We start from the raw sequence: 15,982 nt of genomic DNA, 5'->3' as shown, positions 1-15,982 counted from the left end.
TTTTACAGAAAATCTGTATACGGAGGGTTCGCTTATTTAACTGACAGATGAACGAGCAAAGCCGCATTGCGCCTTGTTTTATGCAAAAAAATTGACTATAATTTGCGCCTTTCCAATTTATTCATTCAGGTAGGCTATGGCCAATAAAGAGGAACTCATCGAGTTCGAAGGCGTTGTCACCGAGACGCTTCCTAATACTATGTTCCGTGTACGTTTAGAAAACGGTCACGAAGTGATTGCCCACATCTCTGGTAAAATGCGTAAACACTATATTCGTATTTTAACTGGCGACAGTGTGAAAGTAGAAATGACGCCTTACGATTTGACCAAGGGTCGTATTACTTACCGTGCACGCTAAGTTTTAGCGAAAGCATGAAAGCCACCTTTGAGTGGCTTTTTTATTGCGACTACACTTACTGACCGTGTATCAAATCACAACGTTAATGCAAACTTCTCTGTTTAAAATAAGGTTTTATGCAACGGAGAAAAGGCCATGTCATTTCTTCACTCCCTCGGTCTTTTTGCAATGCTGTGCTTGCTGTATGGCTGCACAACATCACCGACAACCAGTGCACAACAACGTGATGCCTATTTACAGCAATTCATCGGGCAGACCAGTCAAAACATTCAAGCCCGGCTGGATTTAAACAGTATAGGTTACCAGCAGGTGCTAGCGCCTGTCGCGAATGATCAGACGCTAACTTATACGGTGATGCGCCCTGTCAGCATTCCTGTACCGATGGCGCAAAATCCTGCCGATATCGATGCTGGTCATACCCCTGTACCAGTGATGCCTCGAGCCCAAAGCTATGATGTCAACTTGCAATGTAAAATCATCTATCGCCTAGAAAACAACATTGCCAAATCGGTTCATTACACGGGTCACACTTGTTAAAACCCTCTGAAAAGCAATAAAAAAACGCAGCTCATGGCTGCGTTTTTGCTGTTCTGCGAACTTAGTTCAATGCAGCAACCACTGCCTGACCCATTTCCACGGTACCGACTTTGTTCATGCCTTCAGACATGATATCGCCAGTACGTAAACCTTGATCCAATACATTGCCTACTGCATTTTCAATGGCTTGTGCTGCTGCTTCTTCACGGAAGGTATAACGCAGCATCATTGCTACCGAAAGAATAGTTGCGAGTGGGTTTGCCAAATTTTGACCTGCAATATCTGGTGCTGAACCATGACATGGCTCATACATGCCTTTACCGTTTTCATCCAGTGATGCAGATGGTAACATGCCGATAGAGCCGGTAAGCATCGCTGCTTCATCAGACAGGATGTCACCGAACAGGTTGCCGGTTACAATCACGTCAAACTGCTTAGGCGCACGCACCAGCTGCATTGCCGCATTGTCGACATACATGTGCGACAGGTTAATTTCTGGATATTGTTCAGCATGTAACTGGGTTACGGTTTGCTTCCACAATTCAGTCACTTCAAGTACGTTGGCTTTATCAACTGAACAGACTTTGCCACCACGAAGTTTCGCCATTTCAAACGCCACTTTGGCAATACGTTTGATTTCTGACTCTGCATATACATCAGTGTTGAAACCTTGTTTTTCACCATTTTCCAGTTCACGGATACCGCGTGGCTGACCGAAGTAGATACCGCCCGTAAGTTCGCGAACAATCAGGATATCCAGGCCTGATACGATTTCAGGTTTCAAGCTTGAAGCACCGGCAAGTTGCGGATAAAGAATTGCTGGACGCAAGTTTGCGAATAAATTGAGTTCGCTACGTAATTTTAATAAGCCACGCTCTGGACGGATTGAACGTTCAATCGTATCCCATTTTGGACCACCGACAGCACCCAATAAAATGGCATCGGCTTTTTTCGCCTGTTCAGAAGTTACTGCTGGGTACGGTTCGCCATGCGCATCAATCGCTGCACCACCCAATAAACCCTGTTCCCAAGTCAAACCCAGATTGAATTTTTCATTCACGCGTGCAAGCACCTGTTCAGCTGCTTTTACGATTTCAGGACCAATACCATCACCTGGTAAAATCAAAATATGTTTTGACATGAGTGTTTCCATTTATGAAGTCGATAGATTAAATCGACGGGATTTTAAATTTTCTTTTCCACAAACTCGCCCAGACCGGTCAAGGCATTATAGGGTCTGCAGAAACGTCGGATTGTTTTGTGTTCTTGCAGGAGATCTACACATAAGGGTTCAGGTGCAGATACATTCAGCAAACTGCCCTGCTGTTTGTTGCGTTCACGGTACATTTTAAAAATGTAACGCTGCTTCGACTTAAACTGGTGAAAAACATGAAGGGTTTCTGCACGATCCTTGGAAATCGGATAAAAGCGGATCACTAGTTCATGTTGCCCGGGAGGGATTGAAAGATATAACGCGTTCGGCTGACTTAAGGAGTTCGCCTGCAAACGTAAAATACCCGATTCAACCGCAGCACTATTCACACGGCGCTGTGCTGCATCAATAATTTGAATTTTATTTAAACGTTCAAATTCACAGTTTGCAGTACCCGCACAGTAAATTAAGGCATTTGTTTTGCTACTTTCAGTTTCTTTTACATGTTTAATTCGTACTGTATCAATACTTTGGCATGCACTTAAGGATGCGGCCATAAGACCCAGTACAGCAAGCTGACCGTAAACTTTTGTCATTGTTCGAGCCCAACCCTCACCAAATAAAGCCAACTAAATATTTTTATGGATCCGATATTAGCAAGAGTTAGGCTGCGATACTACTAGCGCTGAAAATTCAAGCAACTAACCGTGAATTTCCTGAAATACCCACGGACGTGACTGTTTGGTCTTTTCTTCATAAGCACGAATATCATCTGCAGCTTGTAAAGTTAAACCAATATCATCCAGACCATTTAACAGGCAGTGTTTACGAAACGGATCGACTTCAAATTTAAAGCTCTCACCCGATGGTGTACGCACTTCCTGCGCTTCCAGGTCGATGGTTAACTGGTAGCCTTCAGTTGCCGCACATTCTTTAAACAACTGATCGACGATCTCTTCAGACAAAATCACCGGCAACATGCCGTTTTTAAAGCTGTTGTTGAAGAAAATGTCGGCATAGCTTGGTGCAATCACGGTACGGAAACCGTATTCGTTCAACGCCCATGGCGCATGCTCGCGGCTTGAACCACAACCGAAGTTGGCACGAGAAATCAACACTGTCGCGCCTTGATAACGCGGCTGGTTCAAAACGAAATCAGGATTTTTTGGACGTTTTGAATTGTCCTGACCCGGATAGCCTTCATCCAGATAACGCAATTCATCAAATAAGTTTTCACCAAAACCGGTACGTTTGATCGATTTCAAAAACTGCTTTGGAATAATTAAATCTGTATCGACATTGGCACGGTCTAATGGTGCAACGATACCCTGTTCAACGGTATATTTTTTCATGTCATTTGCTCCTTTAGCCGAAATTAAAACGTACGTACGTCAACGAAATGACCGGCAATCGCTGCAGCAGCTGCCATCGCAGGACTCACCAAGTGCGTACGACCGCCATTGCCCTGACGACCTTCGAAGTTACGGTTAGAAGTTGACGCACAGTGCTCGCCCGGTTGCAATTTGTCGGCATTCATCGCCAGACACATTGAACAACCCGGTTCACGCCATTCAAAACCAGCTTCCAAGAATACTTTATCCAAGCCTTCAGCTTCAGCCTGCTGTTTGACCAAACCAGAACCCGGAACCACCATCGCCTGTTTGATTGAAGCAGCCACTTTACGGCCTTTAATCACTTCAGCAGCAGCGCGAATATCTTCAATACGCGAGTTGGTGCAAGAACCGATAAATACGCGGTCTAACTGGATGTCTGCCAATGCCTGACCGGCATTTAAACCCATATATTGATAAGCACGGATCCAGTCATTACGTTGCACGTCATCTTTGGCCTGTTCCAACGTTGGAACCGCTTGGGACACCGGAATCACCATTTCAGGGGAAGTCCCCCAAGACACTTGCGGTTCAATTTCTTCACCCTGTAACACCACCACAGTATCGAAATGCGCGCCTTCATCAGAGTGCAAGGTATTCCAGTAGGCTACAGCAGCATCCCACTGCTCAGCTTTCGGTGCATAGTTGCGGCCTTTTACATATTCAATCGTTTTGTCATCGACAGCGACCATACCGACACGGGCACCGGCTTCAATCGCCATGTTACATACGGTCATACGACCTTCGATCGACATGTCACGGAACACTTGACCGCCAAATTCAATCGCGTGACCGGTACCGCCTGCAGTACCAATTTTACCGATAATCGCCAAGACCACATCTTTTGGTGTAACGCCCTGACCCAATTTACCGTCAACGCGTACCAACATGTTCTTCATTTTCTTTTGAACCAGGCACTGGGTTGCCAATACATGTTCAACTTCTGAAGTCCCAATACCGTGTGCCAAACAGCCAAATGCACCATGAGTTGCCGTATGCGAGTCACCACACACCACAGTCATACCCGGCAAAGTCAAACCTTGCTCAGGCCCAACCACGTGCGCGATCCCTTGGCGAATATCGTTAATATCAAATTCAACAATATTGAAAGTTTTACAGTTGTCATCCAGCGTTTGCACCTGAATACGCGAAGTATCATCTTCAATACCGGCAATACCCTGCTCACGCTCGGTTTTTGAAGTTGGCACATTATGGTCTGGCGTAGCTACATTGGCACTTAAACGCCAAGGTTGACGACCTGCAAGCTGCAAACCTTCAAAAGCTTGTGGTGACGTTACTTCATGTAATAAATGACGGTCGATATAAAGTAAGGCTGAGCCATCATCGCGTTGTTTTACTAAATGGTCATCCCACAATTTATCGTATAAAGTCTTTGCTTTTGGGGTATTGCCTGCCATGTCGACGCGCTCCATAGAACTGGGTAATGCTTTTATTAACTTCGATTATAACCACGTATTCACATAAATCTAATTTATCATTTTTATTAGTTTAAAAACTTTTTGGAATTAATTTTAACCCTATTAAAACCCTGAATTTTGGCAAAATTTTATCTCTTGGTTTTTAAAAAACCACACGGCTATCTTCTTATGCTCAGACTCAACAAATCAGGCATATTTAAAGCGCCGTGCAGGGAATGATACAGACTGGATTTAGCCCGACGGGTTTTCTTTCGCTGCAATAAGCTGCTCAATTGCCCGGATGAGTTCTACTTTTGCTGCACCACATTCGGCGGCAGCCTGATTTTCGTCATTTTCATCATCGGCAATTTCATAGACCTGAATGCGTTTTTCCACAGCTTCCTCAAAAATATCAAGGAGGTATTTGATGTGTTTAATATCCATATGTTCACCCTGCCAGAAAAGTATCTCTAAACAAATATCTCTAGGCGATACCATTCCCCTGTTGTTGTATTGATGGTTCAGTTTAACCAGTTAAATAATTTACAAAACCGATTAAAAATATAAAAATGTTCGTTTTTACAAATTAAATAAGACTGATTATCATTTAGCTATATCCCGAAGCAAAGATTGAGGAACAAACCATGGCTCATATTCAAAAATTTGTTAATAACAACCAGCGTATGTTCAAGAAAACCTTTAGCTATTACATTATGCACATCACCATTGCCATGTTGGTCGGTTATTTCGTCACAGGAAGTATCTGGATGGCAGTAACCCTCAGTTTGCTTGAGCCGACGATTCAGGCAATCGCATTCTTCTTCCATGAAAAAATCTGGGAAGCCAAGCCAGCTCAAAGACAGAATAGCAATAATAATATAGTCATCTAAACGCTGTATCGGCCCAAACTAGAGATCATGGCTTGCCCGCTTCCTCTTTATAATCACTCCATTCATATGGGGTGATTTTTTTATTTTTACCTTTTAAGTTCACATCTGTATACATTTTTTCCGGTCTTTTTTAAGATGAAACACCCCTTTGTTATAAAAATATTTTATAATTACTTAACTTTAATATAACCAGATATCTCCCTATGAATCTTGCTGCCTTTGAAGCATTCATTAAAGTCATGGAAACCGGTTCTATTTCTATGGCTGCCGATTTATTGTTTATTACCCAGCCTGCTGTGACTAAACGAATTCATAGCCTGGAAGAATACTTTGGCGTAAAACTGTTTGAGTCTGCCGGTCGTGGCGTTCAGGCGACGCACGCTGCCCATTCCTTATTACCAAAAGTAAAAAACTGGCTCAATGAACTGGGAGATATTCACCACACCCTCAGTCACGAACAGGAACAGGTGCAAGGCAAGCTGAAAATTGGCACCAGTCACCATATTGGCTTGCATCACCTGCCACAGCATCTGCGCAATTATGTGCAAAAATTTCCTGAAGTTACTTTAGATGTGCATTTTGTTGACTCGGAACAGGCGCATGAACAGGTACTGGCGGGTGACCTGGAGCTGGCCTTTTTAACCCTCCCACCGAAAGGTGATGAACGCTTGAGTTATGTGACCATCTGGAATGATCCACTGGTCTTTGTGGTGGCACCTTTTCATCCATTGGCGCAAAAAAAGCATTTGAGTCTGGAAGATTTGATTCAATATCCGAGCCTGTTGCCAGCCTCGCAAACCTATACCACGCAAATCACCTTGGCAGAATTCGAAAAGCAAGGCGTTAAACCGAAAATCACCATGAGCAACAATCCGCTTGAATCCATCCGCATGCTGGTTTCAATTGGTTTAGGATGGTCGGTGTTACCGAAAACCCTGCTGAATCAGGATCTGCAAATGCTGGATATTAATGTGCAAATGCAACGTCAACTGGGCATGGTCTGGCATCCGGGGCGTACCCAGTCACGTGCCGTGCAGGAACTGGTGGCCATGATGAAAAACTCCCATCTCAACTAAAACCCGCTCTAGTGCTGCATCTGCCTGGATGCAGCATTTTGTTACCTTAATCCTCAGCACAGCGGCACCGCTTTCGAGTACTTTTAAATAAAACACATAAAACAAGATGTTTTAAATGTGCAAAAGAATTCGAAGGAGTATGGGGCTATGCTGAGGGATTCATCACCAACAATATCTACAACAAATTCACCTGAAACAACCCAATCTAAAACCAACCCAGTCAAAGCCGATGTCGATGCTCCACATATATGGCAAAGCGCTCAAATTTCTTTGCTGCCTACGCCGGATTTAAACTTTGCCGATGAAGCCACGGCACGGCATAGCTTGCGTGATTATTTCCTCAATACTTTTGACAGCTATGAACGGCTGTTTGACTGTCTGAAAAATAATGCAGCCTATTACCTTAAACCCATTTCTTTACGTCATCCGCTGATTTTTTATTTTGGTCATACGGCAACCTTTTTTATCAATAAACTGCTGCTCAGCAAACTGATTGACTATCGTTTGAACCCGCAGCTGGAAAGCATTTTTGCTGTCGGGGTCGATGAAATGAGCTGGGACGACCTGAATGATCAGCATTATGACTGGCCGAGTGTAGAAGAAGTCCGAGCTTATCGTGCTCAGGTACGAGCACTGGTACTGAATCTGATTGAGCATGCCCCTCTGACGTTACCCTTGAACTGGAACCATCCATGGTGGTCGATCCTCATGGGTATTGAACATGAACGGATTCATCTTGAAACCTCATCAGTCCTGATTCGCCAGCAGCAGCTGGACTATGTCTACAATCATCCGCAGTGGCGTGCCGAGGTTATGACTGGAGTTGCGCCGAAAAATACTCTGCTTGCTGTGCCTGCAGGACAAATAAGTATGCACAAGACTTTCGAGAGTAGCTTTTATGGCTGGGACAATGAATATGGGCAGCATCAGGCGGATGTGGCCGCTTTTGAGGCTTCACAATATCTGGTCTCCAATCAGGAATTCTTAAGTTTTGTGGAAGATGGCGGTTATACAACTGACCGCAACTGGACAGCAGAAGGACAGGCTTGGCTGAAATTTTCTCAGACCCAGCATCCCAGCTTTTGGGGAAAAACCCCTTCAGGCTGGTCACTACGTCTGATGCTGGAGGAAATCCCCATGCCCTGGAACTGGCCGGTAGAAGTGAATTATCTTGAAGCAAAAGCTTTCTGCAACTGGAAAGCCGAAAAAACCGGTCAAAGGCTTCGCTTGCCAACAGAAGATGAGTGGTATCGGCTGTATGATGTGGCAGGTTTAAATCCTGACCTGCCCAGTCCTGAGCAGGCCAATATCGAACTGAAATATGGAACCAGTCCCTGCCCGGTGAATTATTTCCAGCAGGGTGATTTTTTTGATATTCAGGGCAATGTCTGGCAATGGACTGAAACCTCGATTTACCCTTTTGACGGTTTTCAGGTGCATCCGATCTATGATGATTTCAGTACCCCAACCTTTGACGGACAACATAATATAATCAAAGGCGGTTCTTGGATTTCTGCCGGCAATGAGACTTTGCACAGCTCACGTTATGCCTTCCGTCGGCATTTTTTCCAGCATGCCGGATTCCGCTATGTCGCTGCCTCCCAAGAACTTCAACAGTTTCAATCGCAGTATGAAACTGATCAGATGATCTCGCAATATCTGGAATTTCAGTACGGTGCAGAATATTTTAACGTGCCCAATTTCGCCCAAAGCCTGATTAACCTTGCGCAACCCTATTTTAAGGATATTGCGACAGAGAAGGCATTAGATATCGGTTGTGCCACAGGTCGGGCTAGCTTTGAACTAGCAGCTTATTTTGATCAGGTCACAGGACTGGACTTTTCCGCGCGCTTTATTCAGCAGGCGGTACAGCTGGCACAAGGTGAAACGCTACGTTATACCCTGCTAATTGAAGGTGAACTGATGAAATATAAAGCCTGTAACTTAAAAGAGTTGGGGCTAGATGCCCATGCAGATCGGGTCGAGTTTTTCCAGGCCGATGCCTGCAATTTAAAACCGCACTTTAGCGATTACAATTTTATTCTAGCTGCGAATTTGATTGACCGCTTACATCATCCGAAAGATTTCTTAGCCGAAATCCATCAGCGTTTAGCCATGGGCGGAATTTTAATGCTGGCCTCCCCCTATACCTGGCTAGAGGAACATACTGCACGCCATGAATGGCTCGGGGGCTTTAAGAAAGATGGGGAAAACTTGAATACGCTACAGGGTATGACTGAACTTTTAAAAGAACACTTTGAAATGCTCGATCAACCTCAAGATGTGGCATTTGTGATTCGTGAAACCGCACGTAAATATCAACATAGCCTGTCCCAAGTGACCTTATGGAAACGGGTGAAATAAAATCTTTATCAAAAAAGCCAATCTGAGGATTGGCTTTATTTCGCTTTGATCTTTATTGAATCACTGAATCTTCATGTAAGGATTCATTTAACTGGTCAACAATAATGGCCCATGAACCATCGGATTTAATTTTTTCTGCTAAAAACTGGCGCTGTGCTTCAGTCCAATATTCCGCTTCAGTAATTTTGGTCTGGGCATTGAGCTGATGCGTGGCAATAAACAGGGCAATCGCCTCTTCACTGGAATCTAATCCTAACTGCTCAAAAAGATTGGTCATTCTTGGACGTGTTTGGCTCATTCTTCTCTCCCGTTCTTCTTCAATTTCAAACTATAAATTTTATTTTTTTACCCTTTTGCTTTCAGTCTACTATACGGTAAAGTCATAATCATAGTAAGGCTTATTTTATCGTCCCTTAGTCGATATAAAACATTCCATCCGGTTTAGTAGATCGTTAGACACTATCTACAAACATGCAAGGATTTCGGTGCAATCCTTTTTTATTTTTAACTTTTAAAGCAGAGAGAATAACCATATTCCATACAGCTCTCCCCTCCATCAAAACAAATTGCCTAAATTGACCAGTCCTGAATTTCCCAGTTTTGCGCTTTGGCCAAAGCCTCCAAACGCTCATCCGGATTGACCACAATGGCATGATCGGCATATTCCAGCAAGAAACGGTCATTGAATGAATCCGAATAGGCCCATGACTCATCAATATCGCGCCCTTGCAGCCATTGTTCCAGACGGATCAATTTACCCTTTTGATAACACGCAGTATTGATGACTTTACCGGTATATTTGCCATCCACCACTTCTGCATTGGTAGCAATAATTTCAGTAATACCAAACTCGTGAAAAATCGGTGCCGTAATAAAATCGGAGGTTGCGGTAATCCCGACCAGCTCGTGTCCCGCATCGCGGTGTTTTTGAATGGCCGCAAAACCTTCAGGACGCATTTGCGGACGAATGACTTTTTTCATGAATAATTCATGTAATTCAGTCAAATAATCATTATCATGCTGGGTTAAAAATTCAAAGACGAATTCGTTATAGGCAATCGGGTCAAGTTGCCCTGCTTTATAGTCTTCATAAAACTTGTCATTCATTTGACGGTGTCGGATTGGATCGACTAAACCCTCGTTTACTAAAAACTCACCCCATGAATAATCTGAATCGGTATTTAATAAGGTGTGGTCGAGGTCAAATAAAGCCAATTTCATGAAAATACTCGTAAAAACTGAAATTTAAGAAAAAAATTGTAAATCTATCTCCGCTAGTCGATAGAAATTCGTTAAGATCATAGCAATTTTTAACATTTAAGCTGTGCTTTTTTTCGAGATGGATATAGAAATAACAATCCCCGAACGAAAAGCCATACATTACAGAAGATTTAGGTAGCCAAATGATCGACTCAGAAGGTTTCCGACCGAATGTCGGGATCATTTTGGCAAACGACATTGGACAAGTTTTATGGGCAAAACGCATTGGACACAATGCTTGGCAATTTCCGCAAGGAGGAATCCAGTTTGGAGAATCCCCCGAACAGGCACTTTATCGTGAGCTGAGAGAAGAAGTTGGCTTATTGCCCGAACATGTTCAAATTGTAGCGCAAACAAAAGGTTGGCTGCGTTATCGTTTGCCGCAACGGTATATACGCCCGGATTCGGACCCGGTGTGTATTGGTCAAAAACAGAAGTGGTTTTTACTCAGGCTGACAGCGCCAGCAAAGCATATTCAGCTGGACCTGTCAGACCCACCCGAGTTTGACCAGTGGCAATGGGTAAGTTACTGGTATCCATTAGGTCAGGTCGTGAATTTTAAACGCGATGTATACCGAAGGGCGATGGTGGAACTGTGTCAGCAGTTACCCTCGCTCTAGCTCGAAAAAATCGCATGAAAATGCAGATTTTTTAGTAGCATGTTGTTATAAATAAAAACAGTTTTAAACTTATTTTGGAGCAGATTTTATGTCGAATATGCAACTGGACACCTTAAGACGCATTGTGCAAGAAATCAATGCGTCCACCAGTTTGCATGAGTCACTCGACATCATGGTCAATCAGGTTGCTGAAGCCATGCACGTGGATGTCTGCTCCATTTATCTACTCGATGAGCGTAACCAGCGTTATCTGCTCATGGCGTCTAAAGGGTTAAATCCTGAAGCTGTGGGGCATGTCTCCTTACATACCAGCGAAGGTCTGGTGGGACTGGTGGGACAACGCGAAGAAATCGTCAACCTGGATAATGCACCGAAGCACGAACGCTTTATGTACCTGCCTGAAACCGGAGAGGAAATTTATAATTCCTTCCTGGGTGTTCCGGTGATGTACCGCCGTAAGGTTATGGGCGTATTGGTAGTGCAAAATAAGGAACCGCAAGATTTTAGCGAAGCAGCGGAATCGTTCCTGGTCACTCTGTGTGCCCAGCTGTCCGGTGTGATTGCCCATGCTCATGCCGTGGGCAATATCGATGTGTTCCGCAAGCCAAGCAATCTGCCTGCTTATAAAACTTTTCAGGGCGTTTCCGGTTCAGGCGGGATTGCTTTAGGACGTGCGGTAATTCTCTACCCGCCTGCAGATCTGGCGGCTGTACCTGATCGTGAAGCAGATGACATCAGTGAAGAACTGGAACTTCTGGATGCTGCATTAAATGCAGTGCGTCAGGAAATTCAGGCACTGGATGAAAAAATGCAGGATGCCTTAATGGCTGAAGAGCGGGCTTTATTTAGCGTGTTCTTGCGCATGCTGGATGAAAATTCCCTGCCTGCTGAAATTAAGGCTGAAATCCGCGATGGTAACTGGGCACAGGGTGCGGTTCGTATTGTCATTGATAATCACATTGCCCTGTTCGCACAAATGGAAGATGACTATTTACGCGAACGTGTGTCCGACCTGAAAGATCTCGGTCGCCGTATTCTGGCATTTTTACAGGAAGCCGATGCCAGCCATCGTGAACTGACCGATGAAAGCATTCTGATCGGGGAAGACATTTCAACGGCGGCACTGGTTGAATTACCGGTAGATAAAATTGCCGCGATTGTCACCACCGAAGGTGCCATGAACTCACACATGGTGATTGTGGCACGTGCACTGGGCATTCCAACCGTGGTCGGTGTGACTGAACTGCCAATCAATACCCTTGATGATGTCGAGATGATTGTCGATGCCCATCAGGGACGTGTGTTTATCAATCCGCCGCGCCGTTTACGTACCCGCTATAAAGAAATCCAGAAAGAAGAAGAACAGCTGGCGAAAGACTTAAAACAATACGAAACCAAAGACGCCATTACGCCTGATGGTGTTGCAGTCAAACTGTATGTGAATACCGGTTTAATGATTGATGTCGTTCGCGGCGTACAGCGTGGTGCCAAAGGCGTAGGTTTATACCGCTCTGAAATTCCGTTTATGCTGCGTGACCGCTTCCCGGGCGAAGAAGAGCAGCGTGCCATTTACCGCCAGCAGCTCAGCCACTTTGCCAATAAACCGGTAGTGATGCGTACCCTCGACATTGGTGCAGATAAAGATTTACCGTATTTCTCGATTGAAGAAGAAAACTCTGCACTGGGCTGGCGCGGCATCCGTTTTACCCTGGATCATCCTGAAATTTTCTCTTCTCAGATTCGTGCCATGCTGAAAGCCAGTATCGGGCTGAATAACCTGCATATTTTGCTGCCCATGATCACCAGTGTCAGTGAAGTGGAAGAAGCCCTCTATCTGCTGGACCGTGACTGGACCGCAGTGCAGGAAGAAGAACAGGTCAAGATTACCAAGCCCAAAATCGGCATTATGGTTGAAGTACCGAGCGTGCTGTTACAGATTGAAGAATTTTCTGAGCTGGTGGATTTCTTCTCGGTCGGTTCAAATGACTTGACCCAGTATTTACTTGCTGTAGACCGTAATAATCCTCGGGTTGCCAATGTCTACTCTCACTTCCACCCTGCCGTCTTACGCGCTTTAAGCCGTTTGGTTCAGGAATGTCATAAATATGAGAAACCGGTGAGCATTTGTGGAGAAATGGCTGGCGACCCATTGGCGGCTGTGCTGCTGATGGCGATGGGCTTTAATACCCTGTCGATGAGTTCAAGCAATATTTTGCGGGTGCGGAAAGCCATTTGTCATGTTCCAATGACCGATGCGCAGGAGCAGCTGGAACGTGTATTAAAAATGAGTAACCCACTGATGGTGAAAAGCTGGATGGAGTATTACTTCAAGACCCATGGTCTGGGCGATATGGTGAAATCGGCAACCCGTATTGTGAGTGCTTAATTCTATTTAGATATAAGAAAATACGGTGAAATAAAAAGGGAGATAATCATCTGAGTATCTCCCTTTTTTGTGCTTGTCATAGCCACGTTTTGCATTTTTCTTTCGGTCTACAAAGACCTGGCTTTTGTTGACCTCATACATGTGTTTGGCCACAAAGTTGTGAATCACCACTTCTGGCAGTGCTTTTTTCTTTGCCATTTTACTCACCTGTTTTCATTTACCATCCGGATGGGATAGCAAGCCGATATTACGCTTTTTTGTACAGAATTCAAGCTATTTCTTAAATTAGATAAAATTATTAAAAAACTATTTATTTCATACACTTAATATTAATTTTAAGCACTTAACCCAACTCAGTATTAGAATTTCGGCATATTAAAGAAATGCATGGTCAAATAGCCCAGAAAGAGCAGCCAGATTAAAATAATCACACCTGCCGCCCAACGGTTTACCGGCCGTTCTGCCAATAGCATAGCTGGCTAATGTATAAGTGAATCCCTAATTTAAAATGAAAATACCCTCTCCTTTTAGGAGATGAGTAGCACGGCTACGCAAGGGAGAGGTATAAAAATAATTTAACTTGCTAAAGCTCTTTCCAACAACCGTTCCACATCTACCTGTTTTTTATCCAGCATTCCCACCACGCGACCATGAAATTCGCTATAACGCGTTTCAATAAAAGCAGCGGCCACGTAATCCGGTGCATAACGTTTCAGTAAAACCGCTTGCGCCAAAATGACTAATCTGCTGACCAAACTGCGTCCCATAAATTGCAGCTCATCTGCAGGCTGCTGAAACAGTTTAAACAGGCTTTGTAATTCATTTTTCAAGGTTTCATCTTGCATCGCTATGGATGCCAGATCTTTAAACAGAACCTCGATAGATTCAGGTTCACGACCAATAGCGCGCAGCACATCCAGGCACATGACATTGCCAGAACCTTCCCAAATAGTATTCACCGGGGCTTCTTTAAAAATACGCGCCATGATGCCGTTATCGACATAGCCATTGCCGCCAAAGACTTCCATCATCTCACCAGTCAGCTCGACTGCCCGTTTACAAATCCAGAACTTGGAGGCTGGCGTCATAATCCGTTTCCACGCCAGAGATAAAGCATCATCAGATTCATAGCAATGTGCCAGATGAAAACTTAAGTGCATCGCGGCTTCGGTTTCCAGGGCTAAATCCGCGAGTACTGCTTGCATCAACGGCTGTTCGGCTAAATGTTTACCAAAAGCTTTGCGCTGACGGGTATAGGCAAGACATTGCACCAAGGCCTGACGCAGCATGGCGGTACTGCCCACAGAACAGGTCAGACGGGTATAATTGGCCATTTCAATAATAGTCGGAATACCGCGCCCAGCTTCACCGATCATGATGCCCCAAGCGTCTTTGAATTCAACTTCGGAACTGGAATTACTGCGGTTACCGACTTTTTCTTTCAGGCGCTGCACATGAATATTGTTTTTCGTGCCATCTTCCAGCCAGCGCGGTACAAAGAAACAGGCCAAGCCATCCTGCTCGGTTTTCGCTACCACTAGATGCGCATCACACATTGGGGCAGAGAAAAACCATTTATGCCCGGTCAGCAAATAAGCCTGCCCTCGACCTGATTCAGCGACAGGAATGGCAAAAGTTTCATTGGCACGGACATCCGAACCGCCCTGCTTTTCAGTCATCCCCATACCGAGCCAGATCGATTTTTTCTGGCTGATTGGTAGGTCACGTTCATCGTATTCGGTGGAGAGTAGTTTCTCGCCTATTTTTGCCCATAGTTCAGGTTCACGCTGAATCAGGGGAATGCTGCCAAGCGTCATCGAAGTTGGACAAAGACTGCCACACTCCACCTGCCCGCTTAAGTAAAATCGCGCTGCCCATTCCACCCATTTGGAGGATGATTCTGCATGATTAAACGGATGGGCATGGCTGTCGAACTTGCGATTTAAAGCCATCCATTTATGCCATGCAGGATAAAATTCGATGTAATCTTTACGGCGACCGCGAGCATCGAAAGCATGCAGAATAGGCGTGTGCTTATTGGCTAAATCGGCATATTGATAATATTCAGCTGATCCGACCACTTTGCCCATATCACACAAGGTTGCTTGATCACGGCTGCCATAACGCTTCAATATTTCATGTAAAACCGTATCTGATGAGAATAAATTGTAATCTTGCAGTTCATCAAACTGGTTGCTGATTTGATGGGTCATCCATGTGTTCATCTTCTTTTCCTTGGTCTTCTTTTTTGTTGTGCGGTTTCAATCCAGTATAGAGAAAAAGCTGCGAATACATATTCAGTTTTCAGGAAAACTATCCGTTTTTCCATGACTGATCATTCTACGATTTGATCAACGTAGGACTTACGCATTGACGGATTCAAAAAAGTATTAAAATACTTTATAAAGTATCTGTGATCAGACGAATTAAAAATGCTTCTACAGCAACTTGTACACTACCCATTTATATGGGCTTTCTCATGACAGAACCGAACTCTATTAGCTGCACACAACTTGCCGAGACTTATAA

At 44.4% G+C, this 15,982-nt stretch carries 16 protein-coding genes and 1 pseudogene; 8 read left to right on the top strand and 9 right to left on the bottom strand.

The genetic code is table 11. The annotated features are described in order from the left end of the window. Positions 1 to 136 precede the first annotated feature (136 nt). Both infA and FTU91_RS08060 read left to right on the top strand, forming a co-directional pair. Positions 137 to 358, top strand: coding sequence for a translation initiation factor IF-1 (gene infA / locus FTU91_RS08065; RefSeq protein WP_001284370.1), 222 nt, complete (start codon positions 137 to 139; stop codon positions 356 to 358). Positions 359 to 493: 135 nt separating this feature from the next. After that, positions 494 to 895 carry a hypothetical protein gene (locus FTU91_RS08060; protein ID WP_180081728.1) on the top strand — a complete coding sequence of 134 codons (402 nt, stop codon included), beginning with the start codon at positions 494 to 496 and terminating at the stop codon, positions 893 to 895. Between the two features lie 61 nt (positions 896 to 956). Here the strand turns inward: FTU91_RS08060 and leuB are convergent, their stop codons facing one another. The 5 genes from leuB to FTU91_RS08035 form a co-directional block, all read right to left on the bottom strand. Further along, positions 957 to 2,036, bottom strand: a complete 1,080-nt coding sequence (gene leuB, locus FTU91_RS08055) for a 3-isopropylmalate dehydrogenase (RefSeq protein WP_180081727.1) — start codon at positions 2,034 to 2,036, stop codon at positions 957 to 959. Between the two features lie 44 nt (positions 2,037 to 2,080). Next, positions 2,081 to 2,644 (bottom strand): hypothetical protein, encoded by a 564-nt coding sequence (locus FTU91_RS08050; protein WP_180081726.1) that lies wholly within the window; start codon positions 2,642 to 2,644, stop codon positions 2,081 to 2,083. Between the two features lie 105 nt (positions 2,645 to 2,749). Continuing rightward, positions 2,750 to 3,400 (bottom strand): 3-isopropylmalate dehydratase small subunit, encoded by a 651-nt coding sequence (leuD, locus tag FTU91_RS08045; RefSeq protein ID WP_092819075.1) that lies wholly within the window; start codon positions 3,398 to 3,400, stop codon positions 2,750 to 2,752. A gap of 23 nt (positions 3,401 to 3,423) precedes the next feature. Continuing rightward, positions 3,424 to 4,857, bottom strand: a complete 1,434-nt coding sequence (gene leuC, locus FTU91_RS08040; protein ID WP_218944754.1) for a 3-isopropylmalate dehydratase large subunit — start codon at positions 4,855 to 4,857, stop codon at positions 3,424 to 3,426. A 252-nt stretch (positions 4,858 to 5,109) separates the two neighbouring features. Then, complete coding sequence (locus FTU91_RS08035) at positions 5,110 to 5,301, bottom strand: hypothetical protein (protein WP_180081722.1); 192 nt, start codon at positions 5,299 to 5,301, stop codon at positions 5,110 to 5,112. A 200-nt stretch (positions 5,302 to 5,501) separates the two neighbouring features. Here FTU91_RS08035 and FTU91_RS08030 point away from each other — a divergent pair, with 200 nt between their 5' ends. The 3 genes from FTU91_RS08030 (at position 5,502) to ovoA (ending at position 9,187) form a co-directional block, all read left to right on the top strand. Continuing rightward, complete coding sequence (locus FTU91_RS08030) at positions 5,502 to 5,747, top strand: DUF2061 domain-containing protein (protein ID WP_086195305.1); 246 nt, start codon at positions 5,502 to 5,504, stop codon at positions 5,745 to 5,747. A gap of 203 nt (positions 5,748 to 5,950) precedes the next feature. After that, entirely contained in the window at positions 5,951 to 6,823 is an 873-nt protein-coding gene (locus tag FTU91_RS08025; RefSeq protein ID WP_166169129.1) for a LysR family transcriptional regulator, read from the top strand. Between the two features lie 147 nt (positions 6,824 to 6,970). Next, positions 6,971 to 9,187, top strand: coding sequence for a 5-histidylcysteine sulfoxide synthase (ovoA, locus tag FTU91_RS08020; RefSeq protein ID WP_180081720.1), 2,217 nt, complete (start codon positions 6,971 to 6,973; stop codon positions 9,185 to 9,187). A gap of 52 nt (positions 9,188 to 9,239) precedes the next feature. On the opposite strand, the gene FTU91_RS08015 is transcribed toward ovoA, so the two are convergent. Both FTU91_RS08015 and FTU91_RS08010 read right to left on the bottom strand, forming a co-directional pair. Next, on the bottom strand, positions 9,240 to 9,485 hold the full coding sequence (locus FTU91_RS08015; RefSeq protein WP_086195302.1) for a DUF2789 domain-containing protein: 246 nt from the start codon (positions 9,483 to 9,485) through the stop codon (positions 9,240 to 9,242). 272 nt (positions 9,486 to 9,757) lie between these two features. Then, positions 9,758 to 10,408, bottom strand: a complete 651-nt coding sequence (locus FTU91_RS08010) for an HAD family phosphatase (protein ID WP_086195301.1) — start codon at positions 10,406 to 10,408, stop codon at positions 9,758 to 9,760. A gap of 182 nt (positions 10,409 to 10,590) precedes the next feature. Between FTU91_RS08010 and FTU91_RS08005 the strand changes: the two genes are divergently transcribed. Further along, positions 10,591 to 11,067: an RNA pyrophosphohydrolase gene (locus FTU91_RS08005; protein ID WP_086195300.1), complete on the top strand. Its 477-nt coding sequence runs from the start codon at positions 10,591 to 10,593 to the stop codon at positions 11,065 to 11,067. A gap of 88 nt (positions 11,068 to 11,155) precedes the next feature. Continuing rightward, a complete protein-coding gene (gene ptsP, locus FTU91_RS08000; RefSeq protein ID WP_180081718.1) occupies positions 11,156 to 13,453 on the top strand; it encodes a phosphoenolpyruvate--protein phosphotransferase in 2,298 nt (765 codons plus the stop codon). Between the two features lie 6 nt (positions 13,454 to 13,459). On the opposite strand, the gene FTU91_RS07995 is transcribed toward ptsP, so the two are convergent. Beyond that, complete coding sequence (locus FTU91_RS07995; RefSeq protein ID WP_180081715.1) at positions 13,460 to 13,651, bottom strand: hypothetical protein; 192 nt, start codon at positions 13,649 to 13,651, stop codon at positions 13,460 to 13,462. A 377-nt stretch (positions 13,652 to 14,028) separates the two neighbouring features. Beyond that, positions 14,029 to 15,678 (bottom strand): acyl-CoA dehydrogenase family protein, encoded by a 1,650-nt coding sequence (locus tag FTU91_RS07990; RefSeq protein WP_180081713.1) that lies wholly within the window; start codon positions 15,676 to 15,678, stop codon positions 14,029 to 14,031. Positions 15,679 to 15,866: 188 nt separating this feature from the next. On the opposite strand from FTU91_RS07990, the pseudogene FTU91_RS16595 reads away from it, so the two are divergent. Continuing rightward, positions 15,867 to 15,982, top strand: a pseudogene (locus FTU91_RS16595) (IS701 family transposase); the annotation flags it as partial.

It is taken from the genome of Acinetobacter sp. YH12201, from assembly GCF_013418145.1.
Taxonomy (GTDB): domain Bacteria; phylum Pseudomonadota; class Gammaproteobacteria; order Pseudomonadales; family Moraxellaceae; genus Acinetobacter.
Note: the sequence above shows the minus strand (reverse complement) of the source record. Positions and strands in the feature narration are given on the sequence as shown.

Excerpts from the sequence above, each read along its gene's own strand:
- FTU91_RS08035 (WP_180081722.1), bottom strand. The coding sequence starts at position 5,301 with ATGGATATTAAACACATCAAATACCTCCTTGATATTTTTGAGGAAGCT.
- infA (WP_001284370.1), top strand. The coding sequence starts at position 137 with ATGGCCAATAAAGAGGAACTCATCGAGTTCGAAGGCGTTGTCACCGAG.
- ovoA (WP_180081720.1), top strand. The coding sequence starts at position 6,971 with ATGCTGAGGGATTCATCACCAACAATATCTACAACAAATTCACCTGAA.
- FTU91_RS08025 (WP_166169129.1), top strand. The coding sequence starts at position 5,951 with ATGAATCTTGCTGCCTTTGAAGCATTCATTAAAGTCATGGAAACCGGT.
- leuC (WP_218944754.1), bottom strand. The coding sequence starts at position 4,857 with ATGGCAGGCAATACCCCAAAAGCAAAGACTTTATACGATAAATTGTGG.
- FTU91_RS07995 (WP_180081715.1), bottom strand. The coding sequence starts at position 13,651 with ATGGCAAAGAAAAAAGCACTGCCAGAAGTGGTGATTCACAACTTTGTG.
- leuB (WP_180081727.1), bottom strand. The coding sequence starts at position 2,036 with ATGTCAAAACATATTTTGATTTTACCAGGTGATGGTATTGGTCCTGAA.
- FTU91_RS07990 (WP_180081713.1), bottom strand. The coding sequence starts at position 15,678 with ATGAACACATGGATGACCCATCAAATCAGCAACCAGTTTGATGAACTG.
- leuD (WP_092819075.1), bottom strand. The coding sequence starts at position 3,400 with ATGAAAAAATATACCGTTGAACAGGGTATCGTTGCACCATTAGACCGT.
- FTU91_RS08050 (WP_180081726.1), bottom strand. The coding sequence starts at position 2,644 with ATGACAAAAGTTTACGGTCAGCTTGCTGTACTGGGTCTTATGGCCGCA.
- ptsP (WP_180081718.1), top strand. The coding sequence starts at position 11,156 with ATGTCGAATATGCAACTGGACACCTTAAGACGCATTGTGCAAGAAATC.
- FTU91_RS08010 (WP_086195301.1), bottom strand. The coding sequence starts at position 10,408 with ATGAAATTGGCTTTATTTGACCTCGACCACACCTTATTAAATACCGAT.
- FTU91_RS08015 (WP_086195302.1), bottom strand. The coding sequence starts at position 9,485 with ATGAGCCAAACACGTCCAAGAATGACCAATCTTTTTGAGCAGTTAGGA.
- FTU91_RS08060 (WP_180081728.1), top strand. The coding sequence starts at position 494 with ATGTCATTTCTTCACTCCCTCGGTCTTTTTGCAATGCTGTGCTTGCTG.
- FTU91_RS08005 (WP_086195300.1), top strand. The coding sequence starts at position 10,591 with ATGATCGACTCAGAAGGTTTCCGACCGAATGTCGGGATCATTTTGGCA.
- FTU91_RS08030 (WP_086195305.1), top strand. The coding sequence starts at position 5,502 with ATGGCTCATATTCAAAAATTTGTTAATAACAACCAGCGTATGTTCAAG.